10 protein-coding genes and 1 pseudogene are annotated in these 12,948 nt (G+C 60.2%); 3 read left to right on the plus strand and 8 right to left on the minus strand.

Annotated features, from left to right (window positions below):
- Window positions 1–32 precede the first annotated feature (32 nt).
- The 3 genes from ppc to PK789_RS08310 all read right to left on the minus strand — a co-directional run bounded on the left by ppc (window position 33) and on the right by PK789_RS08310 (window position 5,389).
- Window positions 33–2,741 (minus strand): phosphoenolpyruvate carboxylase, encoded by a 2,709-nt coding sequence (ppc, locus tag PK789_RS08300; protein ID WP_324308303.1) that lies wholly within the window; start codon window positions 2,739–2,741, stop codon window positions 33–35.
- A gap of 125 nt (window positions 2,742–2,866) precedes the next feature.
- Window positions 2,867–4,786 (minus strand): M48 family metalloprotease, encoded by a 1,920-nt coding sequence (locus PK789_RS08305; RefSeq protein ID WP_324308304.1) that lies wholly within the window; start codon window positions 4,784–4,786, stop codon window positions 2,867–2,869.
- Between the two features lie 9 nt (window positions 4,787–4,795).
- On the minus strand, window positions 4,796–5,389 hold the full coding sequence (locus PK789_RS08310) for a LemA family protein (RefSeq protein WP_324308312.1): 594 nt from the start codon (window positions 5,387–5,389) through the stop codon (window positions 4,796–4,798).
- An 85-nt stretch (window positions 5,390–5,474) separates the two neighbouring features.
- On the opposite strand from PK789_RS08310, the gene PK789_RS08315 reads away from it, so the two are divergent.
- The gene (locus PK789_RS08315) at window positions 5,475–6,863 is read left to right on the plus strand and encodes a serine hydrolase domain-containing protein (RefSeq protein WP_324308313.1); all 1,389 of its coding nucleotides are present in this window, start codon (window positions 5,475–5,477) and stop codon (window positions 6,861–6,863) included.
- A 139-nt stretch (window positions 6,864–7,002) separates the two neighbouring features.
- Here the strand turns inward: PK789_RS08315 and PK789_RS08320 are convergent, their stop codons facing one another.
- From PK789_RS08320 to PK789_RS08340, 5 genes are all read right to left on the minus strand, one after another.
- Window positions 7,003–7,407 carry a histone H1-like repetitive region-containing protein gene (locus tag PK789_RS08320; RefSeq protein WP_324308305.1) on the minus strand — a complete coding sequence of 135 codons (405 nt, stop codon included), beginning with the start codon at window positions 7,405–7,407 and terminating at the stop codon, window positions 7,003–7,005.
- Between the two features lie 767 nt (window positions 7,408–8,174).
- Window positions 8,175–8,570 carry a glycine cleavage system protein GcvH gene (gene gcvH / locus PK789_RS08325; RefSeq protein WP_324308306.1) on the minus strand — a complete coding sequence of 132 codons (396 nt, stop codon included), beginning with the start codon at window positions 8,568–8,570 and terminating at the stop codon, window positions 8,175–8,177.
- Window positions 8,571–8,664: 94 nt separating this feature from the next.
- On the minus strand, window positions 8,665–9,780 hold the full coding sequence (gcvT, locus tag PK789_RS08330) for a glycine cleavage system aminomethyltransferase GcvT (protein ID WP_324308307.1): 1,116 nt from the start codon (window positions 9,778–9,780) through the stop codon (window positions 8,665–8,667).
- A 79-nt stretch (window positions 9,781–9,859) separates the two neighbouring features.
- Window positions 9,860–10,291: an NfeD family protein gene (locus PK789_RS08335; RefSeq protein WP_324308308.1), complete on the minus strand. Its 432-nt coding sequence runs from the start codon at window positions 10,289–10,291 to the stop codon at window positions 9,860–9,862.
- 3 nt (window positions 10,292–10,294) lie between these two features.
- The gene (locus PK789_RS08340; RefSeq protein WP_324308309.1) at window positions 10,295–11,239 is read right to left on the minus strand and encodes an SPFH domain-containing protein; all 945 of its coding nucleotides are present in this window, start codon (window positions 11,237–11,239) and stop codon (window positions 10,295–10,297) included.
- Window positions 11,240–11,364: 125 nt separating this feature from the next.
- Between PK789_RS08340 and PK789_RS08345 the strand changes: the two genes are divergently transcribed.
- Together PK789_RS08345 and PK789_RS08350 are read left to right on the plus strand one after the other, a co-directional pair.
- Entirely contained in the window at window positions 11,365–12,504 is a 1,140-nt protein-coding gene (locus PK789_RS08345; RefSeq protein ID WP_324308310.1) for a GGDEF domain-containing protein, read from the plus strand.
- A gap of 106 nt (window positions 12,505–12,610) precedes the next feature.
- Window positions 12,611–12,948: pseudogene (locus PK789_RS08350) on the plus strand (MFS transporter); the annotation flags it as partial.

Consider the following 12,948-nt stretch of genomic DNA (forward strand, 5'->3'; position numbering starts at 1 on the left):
AGGTGCAGGGCTTGCCGTGCAAACGCCAGTGCTTACCCCGTGTTTTGAATCCCCGCCGAAATGCCGTTGACGGTGGACACCAGCACCCGCAACAACGCCTCGTCTTCGCGGCCGCCATCACGCCAACGCCGCAGCAGCGCCACTTGCAACAGACTGATCGGATCGACATACGGGTTGCGCAAGCGAATCGACAAGCGCAAGCGGTAGTCATCGGCCAATAACGTGTCGCATTGTTTGATCGCCAAGATCGCGTCGCGGGTACGCGCAAATTCATCGGCAATCTGCGGAAAAAATGCGGCATGTGCTGCGCCGGCCAGTTGCGAGTAGCACTCGAAAATGTCGATGTCGGATTTGGCCAGCAACATTTCGACATCCCCCAGCATCGCCGTAAAAAATGGCCAGTCGCGCGCCATGGCCTGCATCGCTTCCAGCCCATAACTGTCGATGCCGTGCTGCAAGGCCGTGCCCACGCCATACCACCCGGTGAGCCCCGAGCGATTTTGCGACCACGCAAACACCCACGGAATCGCGCGCAAGTTGGCAATGCCACCATCACGCCGACGCGATGGCCGCGAGCTGATATGCAAGCGCTCGATCACATCCACCGGGGTGGCCGCGCGGAAATAGGCAGGGAAATCTTCGCGCTCATGCACCAGCGCGCGGTAATGCGTGCGCGAGACCTGCGCCAGATCTGCGGCCAGTTGCCGCCAGCTTGCTTCGCGCGGCTCCGCTGCGCGTGGACGCAAACTGGCGCGTAGCGTGGCCGCAGTCATTTGCTCCAGATTGCGCAACGCCAGTGCGCGAATGCCGTATTTGCGATGGATGACTTCGCCTTGTTCGGTCATGCGCAAACGCCCGCCCACACTGCCGCGCGGTGCCGCGATGATGGCACGCTCGGTCTTGCCGCCGCCGCGGCTGACCGAGCCGCCACGGCCGTGGAAAAACACGACTTGCACATTGGCTTGTTGCGCCACCTCCAGCAAATCGGCCTGCGCCCGTTGCAAGGCCCAACGCGACGCCAGCACGCCGCCATCTTTTGCACTATCGCTATAGCCCACCATCACGATTTGGCGGTCGCCGCGCGTCGCGAGGTGCTGGCGATACAACGGGTCGGCGAACAACATCTGCATCACCGCTGGCGCGGCTTCCAAATCGGCCACGGTTTCAAACAGCGGTGCGATATCCAGCGGTACCGCCGCATCCACCACGCAGCCCGCCACCCGTGCCAACGCCAATACCGAAAGTGCATCGGCAGCCGTGCGCGCCATGCTGATGATGTACGGCCCAAACGCATGCGCGCCCAAACTGGCACGCAGCGCATACACCGTGCGGAACACATCCAAGGTCAATTCCGCTGCGTCCGGCTGCGGCACCGCTTGGCCGGTAATCAACGCATGCAAGTGCTCGATCCGTTGTGACAACCCACGCGCCGCCCATGTGGGGTCGCCCAGCAATGCGGCCAGCGCGTCATCGTGCACCGCAGAGTCCTGCCGCAAATCCAAGGCCGCCAAATGGAAACCAAAACTACGCGCACGCCACAGGATGCGTCGCAATGCAAAGCGCCCGGCATGCTCGCCACGATGGCGGGCCAAGCTGGTGTCGATCAATTCCAGATCGTCGATGAACGCCGCCGCATCGGGGTAGGCCCCCGCCGCTGCCTCACCGGTGGCCTGCAAGCGCGCACGCATCGCCCATAACAACTGTCGATACGGCATATCGGCCAAGCGCGGGCGGCTGCGCACCGCGCCGTTGGGGAACAATGCGCGATGGGCGGCGGCGCGGGCGTCAATGGCTGCATCCACCTCGGCGTGGCCATGACTCTGGGTGAGGATGTCGCCCAATTTGCGCAAGTCTGATTGATAACACGCCAACGCCTGCGCCCGCTGATACGACAACGCGGTGTGGATGGTGGCCGCGCCCACATTGGGGTTGCCATCCATATCGCCGCCTACCCACGTGCCAAACCGCAGCAGTGGCGGCAGCTCGATACGCTGCCCGTAGGCCGCCTCGACCGCCGCGTTCAACGATTCAAAAAATACCGGCAACACGCGGTACAACGATTGCGTGAGATAAAAACCAATATGTTCGATTTCATCACTCACGCTGGGCCGCAGCGGCGGGGCTTCATTGGTTTGCCACGCCGTGGTGAGTGATTGCCGAATTCGCGCATCATCGGCATCACGTTCCGGCGGTGTGCGGGTGCGGTCGATATCGGCCACCAAGCGTTCGACCACGGTCGCTTCTTTCAGCAAGAGCGCGCGCCGCACCGCTTCGGTGGGATGCGCGGTAAATACCGGCTCGATGCAGGTACGCGCAAGCATGTCCTGCAATTCCGGCAAGCCCACACCGGCATCGCGCAGATCGCGCAACACATCTTCCAAGCCACCCGGCTGAGGCGCGCTGGCCTGTCGTTGGTAGTCGCGCCGACGACGAATGCGATGCACGCGCTCGGCCACATTGGTGGCACTGAAATACGCCGAAAATGCGCGCACCAGCCCTTCCGCATCCTCCAGTGGCACCTGCGCCAATTGCCCCGCCAACTCGGCCACCGGCGCGGCCTGCTCTCGCCGTGCAATCGCACTGCGGCGCAGGGCATCCACCTGCTGCAAAAACATCGGCGACACTTGTTCGGCCAACATCTGCCCGACCATCGCGCCCAGTCGGCGCACATCGTCACGCAGCAAGGTGTCGGATTTGGCAAAGACGAGCTGCTCGCGCAGTGGGGATTGGGCAGGGGTCATCCCTGCAGGCTACCTCATTTTTGGTGCGATGCAGCATTTGTTGCTGACGTGACTATTCTGGGCATTCGCTGTGACATCCCCCGCTGAATTTCACTTTCCTGCCCTAGGGATGACGCATCTAATACTTACTCGACAGTCGGTACTGCCGCGTTGGCTCCAACCTGCGCCAACATTGCCGGTAATGGGCAATGCAACACGGCGCAGATCGTACGCAGGAGCTCAGCTTCCGCCACGTTGACCCGGCCATCGCTGCTGATGGCCTCGGTGATGGCTTCCACCATCACTTGTTTGGCCAGTGGGTCTAGCGCATCCAATGGTGCCCAGACCTGTTCCAGTGCCAACACGCCCTGTGCAGGTGGTGCATACGGCAGATGATCGCGCGGCAAAATGCGTTGCAAGCCGGCCAAGTACGCGCGCTTGGCGGCGCTTGCATCGGCATTGCCCGCCTGCGCCACCACCGCCAGCAAGGTTGCAAATTCATCACGCACATTGCCAGGTTTGCGCCGGCCAAAGCGCGCATAACGTGAGGGATCGAGTGCCTCACGCACATGCACATCCAGCAACTTACCCAAGCAATACTCAAACAAGCCGACGTGCCCATCGGCGTGAATCACGGCCTGCACACAGGCCAAAAACGTATCCAGTGCCGGCCGTGGCCGCTGCCGCAACACCGGAAACGCCAACGATGCCAACGGTAGCCGCAGTGCCGGGTGCAAATCGGCCGTGAGTTGTTGATGGATGCGCAGCGCGTACTCGGCAACCTCGCTGCCTAAGGCGCTGACGACGGCTTGCCGCTGAAGGCCTTGGGTGTGCGCATCGTCCACCAGTAGCATGGCCAGCAACAACGGCATCACACTGTCGCGGCCACGCGCCAAGTCGCGCAAGGCATCCGGGAGTGCGGTTGCGATGGCATCCGCGCGTTGGTAGTCATCCGCTGCCGGCATCGCCACCTGCGCCGACACTTGCGTGGGCAGCACACGAATTTCACTGCTGGCATGCGGCAAGCGCGTTGTCTCGGTCGTGGTCAAACCCAGCGCCATATCCTCTTGCATGCCATCCGGTGGCGATACTCGCCAGTCGGCCTGCAACCGCGCCAACTGTGCATCACGAAACCCCGGCTCCAGTGCTTGGATGCGCTCCATCAGCGGCGGGTGGGTGGCGAACAAGCCTGAGAACCCCAGCCCATCGCCGAACAACATATGGCTGACTTCTTCGGTATTGCCGCGATCTTGCATGCGCGAGCCTTCCTCCAGCCCGGCAATTTTTTTCAATGCCCCGGCAAGGCCGACGGTCTGCCGTGTGAATTGCACTGCGCTGGCATCGGCCAAACGCTCACGCGAGCGGCTGACTCCGGCTTTGATCATGCGGCCAAAAAACAGCCCGATATAGCCAATCACCAAGGCCACCAAGGCCACCACCCAAATCGCACCGCCACCACGATCGCGACCACCACCAAAACGGCCGTACTCCAATACTTTGCGCCCGATCACGCCAATCATCAAAATGCCGAACAACACACCGATCAGGCGAATATTCAGGCGCATATCACCATTGAGGATATGGCTGAACTCGTGCGCGATCACGCCTTGCAGCTCGTCACGATTGAGCCGGTCCAATGCACCACGGGTTACCGCCACTACCGCGTCCGATGGCGAAAATCCGGCTGCAAATGCATTGATGGCCGCCTCGTGCTCTAGCACATAGAGTTTTGGCACCGGCACCCCGGAGGCAATCGAAATTTCTTCCACCACATTGCGCAATCGACGCAATGCCGGGTCGGTGGTATCTGCAGGCACAAGCGTTCCGCCCATGCCCTGCGCCACCGACTCACCGCCGCCACTGAGGCTGGCGATGCGATACAGCGAGCCAAACAGAATGGTCAACAAGGTGACGCCGGTTGTGAATGCCAACATGCGCCACGAATGCGACACCAGCGATGCAACCAGGTCGACCATCCCGACGATGCAAAGGACAGCCAGCACAAACAGCACCATCAGCCGCGATGTTGTGCGCCGCGCGGCGGCTTGGTGTTCGAAAAAGTTCATGCGATCACATCAAAACTGCACCTTGGGTGCCTCGCGCACTTGTGCCTGCTTATCAATCGGAATTTCCAGCAAGGTCGCGGCCAGGAAGCCGAATATGCCGGCAAAGACGTTGTTTGGGAAGACTTCGCGCTTGTTGTTGTAGGCCATTACCGCATCGTTGAAGGCCTGTCGTGAGAATGCGACTTTGTTTTCGGTGCTGGTCAGCTCTTCGGTCAGCTGCATCATGTTTTCGTTGGCTTTCAACTCCGGATACGCCTCGGCCACCGCCAGCAGCCGGCCCAGCCCGGCATTGAGTTGGCCTTGCGCTGCGGCCAGTTGTGCCATTGCAGCGGGGTCACCGGGGTTGGCCTTGGCCACAGACAGCCCCGATTGTGCCGCCGATCGCGCCGCGATCACGGCTTCCAGCGTTTCGCGTTCGTGCGCCATGTATTGCTTGGCCACTGCGACCAAGTTCGGGATCAAGTCAAAGCGTCGCTGCATCTGCACATCGATTTGTGCAAACGCATTCTTGTATGCATTCCGCGAGGTCACCAAGCCGTTGTAAATACCGGCCGCCCATAGCGCGATAACAACAAGAATTGCGATGAAAATCAGAAAGCTCACCATCAAAGTTCCCCTTATTCATGCAATCGTGGCAACAGGCGCTAGAATCAGGCCATCGATGCAGCATACGCAGGGGGCCCACATGATGAAAGAGCACATGATCAAGGTTGGCCTGCGTACCGCCTTATTGACCACCTTGCTGCCCTTGGCGCTGGGTTCGACCGCACAAGATGTCAACCCTCTGCATGGCGCGATTGCGCGCCCACAAGCCAGTGCTGCGCTTTCACCCATACCAACCGCCCCCATCGCCAATGCTGCCGCTACTGCGGCGGGTAACACCAGTGCTGCATCCTTGGATGTTGCGCGCCTGGATGTTGCACGCTTCGAGGCCATTGCTTCGGCGCTGGTGGCCAATGGCCGTATCCCCGGGATGGCGATGGCCATCGTCAAGAATGGCCAAGTTCTAAGCGCGCGCGGCTATGGCATCACCGACGTGCGGGATCCACAGCCGGTTGATGCTCATACCGTGTTCCGCTTGGCGTCGTTATCAAAATCCTTTGCCGCCACCATGACCGGGATCTTGGTCAACGATGGCGTGCTGCGTTGGGATAGTCATCTGACCGACTACGTGCCTTCGTTTCAGTTATCGCAGCCGGGGGCCGCGCAAGAAGTCACCGTGGCCGACTTGCTCAGCCATCGCGTGGGGCTGACCCGTAATGCGTTTGATCGGGACTTGGAAGGCAATGCCGACTACCACAGCCTGACCATGCGGCTTGCCAATGCGCCGATGACGTGCGCACCCGGCCAGTGCTACGCCTACCAAAATGTCGCGTTCAGCCTGATTGGCGACATCGTGTTTGCCACCACCGGCAAGTTCTACAGTGAAAGTGTGGCCAGCCGCATCTTCAAGCCACTGGGGATGCACGATGCCAGCTACGGGCTGGAGGGCATCGAGGCCAGTGGCCGCTGGGCCAAGCCGCATGTGCGCGGACGTGGCGGCTGGGTCGCATTGATGCCCAAACCCAATTATTACCGGGTGGCACCTGCTGCTGGCGTCAATGCCAGCATCAGCGACATGGCGCAATGGTTGATCGCGCACACCGGACACCGTCCGGATGTGTTGCCTGCGCCCCTGCTGGCAACGCTGCACGCGCCACTGGTTACCACGCCTACCGAAATTCACGGCAACTCGTGGCGGCGTGCGCGCTTGAATTCCGCTAGCTATGCACTGGGTTGGCGCGACTACAACTATTCCGGGCACAACGTCGTTTTCCACGGCGGTGCGGTTCAGGGCTATCGCGGAATGATGGCGATGCTGCCCGAACAAGACTTGGGTGTGGTCATTTTGTGGAACAGCGAAAGCGCCTTGCCCAGTGGCCTGTTGCCCACGATTTTGGACAGCGCATTGGGTTTGACGGGCGGTCAGTGGCTGGATGACGACACCATGGATGGCTCCGAAGATGTGCTGTACGCCGAACGTAATGGCACGCCTGCTGGCGTCAGCAGCAGCAAAGCCAAAGCATCGCCGCCCTAAGCTATTACGCGCAAGCAATTGAAGCCGTTGATCGGCTTTCCATCTCCCTAAAAAAAACCCCACCCGCCTGGGCAACGGGAAGGGTTTGCAGTGACATACACCGCCTGCACCGAGGATGCCCTCGGCACAGGCGTGTGACTTACAGCGACGGTGTGGGTGCTGCCGAGCTGGCTGGCACCGCTGCCGACTTCTTGGCCGCAGCTTTCTTGGCAGCCGGCTTTTTGGCAGCCGGCTTTTTGGCAGCAGGCTTCTTGGCCGCGGCCTTCTTCGCCGCTGGCTTCTTGGCAACGGCTTTCTTTGCCGCTGGCTTCTTGGCAACAGCCTTCTTGGCAACGGCCTTCTTCGCCGCTGGCTTCTTGGCAACAGCCTTCTTCGCAACGGCCTTCTTCGCCGCTGGCTTCTTGGCAACGGCTTTCTTTGCTACGGCCTTCTTCGCCGCTGGCTTCTTGGCAACGGCTTTCTTCGCAACAGCTTTCTTTGCTACCGCCTTCTTCGCCGCCGGTTTTTTGGCAACGGCTTTCTTTGCAGCTTTTTTCACGGCCATGGTATGGCTCCTCGTCAATGGGTCGTTCGGTAAAGCCCAGTTACACAAGACGCCGCAGGTATCGGACCTGCGATCGACCGCCGACGCGCCAGGCGCACCGGTACGGATGTGGCACCGATGTGGGCAAAAAACCCGCGCCGGCCTTGGACGTACCCATGACCATGAAAAAACCTGCGGCGCGATGCACTGCAGGTTCGAACATGGACGTTTGTGAAATCTCCTGAAGGCATTCGCTTGGAGGGTAGCTGGTCTGCATCCACCGATTGCTGTCAGCGGTGGCGTTAGGTGACGTGCTATCGACTGTCGCGATTTGCTTGCTCACTTGATTCCATAAGGAACGTCTGCTTGGCGAAACCTAATCACGCTTTTTTCCAGTGTCAACAATCTTGCGCAAAGATTTTTTACAGGCGTCATGCAAGCCGTGCATGTGCGGCGTATCTGAGCACGCACAAGCCGCGACCATGCGCGCGCAGCAGGCGCATGAAGCACGCATGAAAATCGACGCATCGCTAGTCAAGATGCGGCTTTCAGCACACACACCAAACATTGGCAGAAATTTTTACCGCATCCATTGCACGACAAAAAGATGCACGCATGCTGTTGCAAGCAAGCAGCTCACCAAGCAACAACAGACACATTGTTTTCGCGTCGCACAAGCATGTTTGCGCGAATTTTGCGCAGAAATTTTTCGCTTGTACGCGGTGTTCGCCAATAAAAAACCCGCGATGTCGCCATCGCGGGTTTGCGTTTGCAGATGTGAAAAGCGATCAGTGTTCGTCGCTTTCCAGGAGCTCGGCATAATCATCCGGTGCCAGCAAATCGGCCAGCTGATCGGCGTCGTCAAGTTCGATCACAAACAGCCAACCATCGCCATAGGCATCTTCGTTGATGGTTTCGGGCTTGTCGGCCAGCGCCGCATTGACTTCGATCACCTTGCCCGACACCGGCGCATACACATCGGAGGCGGCCTTCACCGACTCCACCACGGCGCAGGCGTTGCCCACTTGAATCTGGTCGCCCACATTCGGCAATTCGACATATACCAAGTCGCCCAGCAGGCCTTGGGCATGGTCGGAAATACCGATGGTGGCCTTGCCGCCGTCTTCGGCACGCACCCATTCGTGGGATTTGAGAAATTTGAGATCGCCGGGGATTTCACTCATGAGGATGACTCCTGTTGCGCAGCACGTTGGGGGGATGTGAGGTCTGATTAGGAAAGTCTGATTAGAGAATTCTAGCGAAGCAAACGCCGAAAGGTCAGATGCCGGGCTGGATGGTGTTATCGCGCACAAACGGGAACTTGACCACACGCACGGGGACTTCTTTGCCACGAATATCGACGCGGACGTTCGCCCCCGCGCCCAGCGGGATGTCGCCGGCCGGCACGCGCGCAAATGCAATCGCCTTGCCGATGGTGGGCGAGAACGTGCCCGATAGAATTTCGCCCTCGCCATGCGCAGTCAGGACTTTCTGGCCGTGGCGCAGCACGCCTTTCTCATCCATCACCAAGCCAATCATCTGGCGGGCGTTGCCGGCGGCTTGCTGCGCTTCCAACGCGGCGCGGCCGATGAAGTCGCGACCATCATCCAACACCAGCGTCCACGCCAGTGCGGCTTCAAGCGGTGACACGGTGTCGTCCATGTCCTGCCCATACAGATTCATGCCGGCTTCCAAACGTAGGGTGTCGCGCGCACCAAGACCCGCCGGCTTCACCCCGGCAGCCAGCAGTGCGTTCCAGAACGCCACGGTTTGTGCTTCCGGCACGATCACTTCAAAGCCGTCTTCGCCGGTGTAGCCGGTGCGCGCCACGAATACATCTACACCCTCAGTAGTTTTGGCGGCGCGGGCGGAGAACCGCACCAACTTCGATACCGGTGCTTGATCTTCCTCGCGCAGCAGACCGATGACCTTGGCGCGGGCATTGGGGCCTTGCACGGCCACCATGCCGTATTCAGGGCGCTCGCTGACGGTGACATCGAAGGCCTTGGCTTGCGCACCGATCCACGCCAGATCTTTGTCGCGGGTGCCGGCATTGACCACCAGCCGGAACCACGATTCATCCATGAAGTAGATGATGAGATCGTCAATTACCCCGCCCTGCGGGTTGAGCATCGCGGTGTACAGCGCTTTGCCGGATTTTTGCAGCTTGTCCACCGAGTTGGCGACCAGATGGCGCAAAAACTCACGCACGCGTGTGCCATTCAAATCCACCACGGTCATGTGCGACACATCGAACATGCCCACATCGCGGCGCACTTGATGGTGCTCGTCGAGCTGCGAGCCGTAGTGGATCGGCATGTCCCAACCGCCGAAATCGACCATCTTGGCGCCAAGCGCGCGATGGGTGTCGTTGAGGATGGTCTTTTGCGTCATGGTGAAGGCCTGTCTTGCGTGTGGGGGAGCGGCATTATCCCAAAGCTTTGCACGCCCTGCGTACGGGTCTGCGGTCAGATCAAACCGCCTGCACCTGCAAGCTCATGGCATCGCCGCCGATGATGCGCACTTCGGCACCCGCCGGCAGCTCTGGCCCGGTCACATCCCAATACGCGTCGGCAATCTGCACACGGCCACGGCCATTGACGATGGCGCGTTCTAGCAACACCACCCGCCCCACCAAGGCTGCCGTGCGCTTGTTCAGCGCCGGCTGGTCACTGCCCGGCTCGCGCTTGCGAAACCACGTGCGGTAGATCTGGATGGAAATGAAACTCAGCACCACAAACGCAGCCACTTGCGCCAGCAGCGGAATCCCGGGGATCAGCCACACCGCCAGAAACACCACGCCTGCGGCCAGCCCCATCCACAACATGAACGCCCCCGGTGCCAGCACTTCGGCGGCGATCAACACCAGTGCAAACGCCGCCCACGCAAACATGTCCCAACGCATGCCTCAGCCCTCCGCCTTGGCAACCGCCTTGCCCGTGGCCTGCTTGGTCATCGCTTCTTTGGCCAACTCGGCAATCCCACCAATCGAGCCGATGATGCCGGCCGATTCCATCGGCATCATCACGAATTTCTGATTGGGTGCTTCGGCCAGTGCCTTGAACGCCTCGATGTATTTCTGCGCGATGAAGTAGTTGATCGCCTGCACGTCGCCGCTGCCAATCGCATCGGACACCAACATCGTGGCCTTGGCTTCGGCCTCGGCCAAACGCTCGCGCGCTTCGGCCTGGCGGAAGGCGGATTCTTTTTGACCTTCGGCTTCCAGAATCGTGGATTGTTTTTCGCCTTCGGCCTTGAGGATTGCCGCCTGGCGGAAGCCCTCGGCTTCCAGGATGTTGGCGCGCTTTTCGCGCTCGGCCTTCATCTGCCGCGCCATCGAATCCACCAAGTCACGCGGCGGCTGGATGTCTTTCAATTCGATGCGGTTGACCTTGATGCCCCACGGGTGGGTGGCCTCATCGACCGCGTGCAGCACCTTGGTGTTGATTTCATCGCGCTTGGACAGCGACTCGTCCAGATCCATCGAACCAATCGCGGTGCGGATATTGGTCATCACCAAATTGAGGATGGCCACTTCCAACTGCGCCACTTCATACGCGGCCTTGGCGGCATCCAGCACTTGGAAATAGACCACGCCATCGACCTTGACCACGGCATTGTCCTTGGTGATCACGTCCTGGCTGGGCACGTCCATCACCTGTTCCATCATGTTGATCTTGCGGCCCACGCTGTACATGATCGGCACTAGAAAATGCAGGCCCGGTGTCATCGTATGGGTGTAGCGACCAAAGCGCTCTACCGTCCATTCGTAGCCCTGCGGCACCATCCGCACGGTCTTTGCCACACCAATGATCCCAGCCAATAGCAAGATCAGTGCAAGAAACTGTGTCATTGCGTTCACTCCATTCAAGTTCCCCGCAGTATAGGCCCGCACGTTGAGCCTAGCCGCACAACACCCTAAGCTGCGACGGAACGCAAGCGACCACGCACGCGTGCCTGACACGCAAGGGGACTGGCTTGAACATCATCGGAACCGGGCTGCGCGAGTTCTGGCATCAATTACGCTCGCCGCCGGATGCGTTGATGCTGGAGCTGGGTGCTGGCGGCGAATTGCTAGTGGCGCAATTGCGCGCCGGCTTGTCGCTGGCCCTGCTGTTGTTGCCGCTGGTGAATTTGGTGACGGGCGAATTCACACCGACCGAAGGCGTTGCCGGCATGCTGGGGGTTATTGCCGCAATCGCGTTGTCGCAGGTGTGGCTGGCGCTGGCACGGCAATCCCGACGTTTGCGCTGGTTACCATGGGCAACATCCTGCTATGACATCAGCCTGACCTCATTGGTCTTGGCGCTACTGGCCTTGAGCTCGCCAGCCACTGGCCTCAATAGCATGGTGGTGTGGGCGTTCTATTTGATTGCCATCACCATGACCGCATTGCGCAATGATGGCCGCTTGACCTTGTTCACCGGCGGGCTGGCGATGTTGCAGTACACCGTGATGGCGATCGTGGTGTTTTCGATGGTGCATTCCCCCGAGCAACTGGTGTCGTTGGAATACGGCACGGTGCGGGTTTCCAACATCCTGCAACGCTTGCTGTTGCTGGGCATCATGACCACGATCACCGCAGCGGTGACCTACCGCATGCAACGTTTGGTGGAATTATCTGGCAATGATGGCCTGACCGGCTTGCCCAATCGCACCCTGCTGATTCATCGGTTTCCCGGCTTGGTGGATGACGCCCGCGATACCGGCAGCTCGCTGTCCCTGTGCTTGATCGATCTGGACTATTTCCGCCGGATCAATGACGAAGCTGGTCATGTGATAGGTGACCGCGCACTTCGGCATGCCACCACGGTGCTGCGCAGCGGACTGGAAGCCGGCGATTGGCTGGTACGGCTGGGCGGCGAAGAATTTGTCTTGGTGATGGCGCTGCCCACTGGCCGCAGTTGGGAGCGCTTAGAGTCGCTGCGCCGCACCATGGCCACCCAGCCTTTCATCCCCGACGTGGGCGATGACCCCATCCGGTTGACCTTCAGTGCCGGCATTGCCAGCTGGCCGCAGGATGGCGTGGATCTGTCGCAACTGTTGCGGCGCGCCGACCTGCGCCTGCGTCAGGCCAAACTGGAAGGCCGCAACCGAGTGGTCGCGCGCGAAAGTTGATGCCAACGGTGTACGCCGCGATGTGCACCGCGTCTTGCCGATCACGCCCGCGCTGCCCTACCCTGCGCCAAGCAGGCGCGCCGTAGCGCCTGGCATGGGAGCCTGTGTGAATCTGAAGCTGCGCCTGACCGTAATGAATTTTCTCCAGTTTTTCATCTGGGGGGCGTGGCTGATCACCATCGGCGCGTATTGGTTCCAGAACAAGCAATGGTCCGGCACCAGCTTCGGCGCGATTTTTTCGACCATGGGTATCAGCGCCCTGTTCATGCCAGCGTTGATGGGCGTGGTGGCCGACAAGTGGATCAGTGCGCAAAAACTCTATGGCTTGCTGCATATCGGTGGCGCGCTGACACTCTTCTATGTGCCGCAGGTCAATGACCCGCACACCATGTTCTGGGTGATGTTGGCGACGATGATTTGCTACATGCCCACCATCTCGCTGGC

Origin of the sequence: Thermomonas sp. (genome assembly GCF_035369645.1) — a bacterium.
Classification (GTDB): Bacteria; Pseudomonadota; Gammaproteobacteria; order Xanthomonadales; family Xanthomonadaceae; genus Thermomonas.

Bases quoted from the DNA above. Each gene is read 5' to 3' on its own strand.
- ppc (WP_324308303.1), bottom strand. From the start codon at position 2,741: ATGACCCCTGCCCAATCCCCACTGCGCGAGCAGCTCGTCTTTGCCAAA.
- PK789_RS08305 (WP_324308304.1), bottom strand. From the start codon at position 4,786: ATGAACTTTTTCGAACACCAAGCCGCCGCGCGGCGCACAACATCGCGG.
- PK789_RS08315 (WP_324308313.1), top strand. From the start codon at position 5,475: ATGAAAGAGCACATGATCAAGGTTGGCCTGCGTACCGCCTTATTGACC.
- PK789_RS08320 (WP_324308305.1), bottom strand. From the start codon at position 7,407: ATGGCCGTGAAAAAAGCTGCAAAGAAAGCCGTTGCCAAAAAACCGGCG.
- gcvH (WP_324308306.1), bottom strand. From the start codon at position 8,570: ATGAGTGAAATCCCCGGCGATCTCAAATTTCTCAAATCCCACGAATGG.
- gcvT (WP_324308307.1), bottom strand. From the start codon at position 9,780: ATGACGCAAAAGACCATCCTCAACGACACCCATCGCGCGCTTGGCGCC.
- PK789_RS08335 (WP_324308308.1), bottom strand. From the start codon at position 10,291: ATGCGTTGGGACATGTTTGCGTGGGCGGCGTTTGCACTGGTGTTGATC.
- PK789_RS08340 (WP_324308309.1), bottom strand. From the start codon at position 11,239: ATGACACAGTTTCTTGCACTGATCTTGCTATTGGCTGGGATCATTGGT.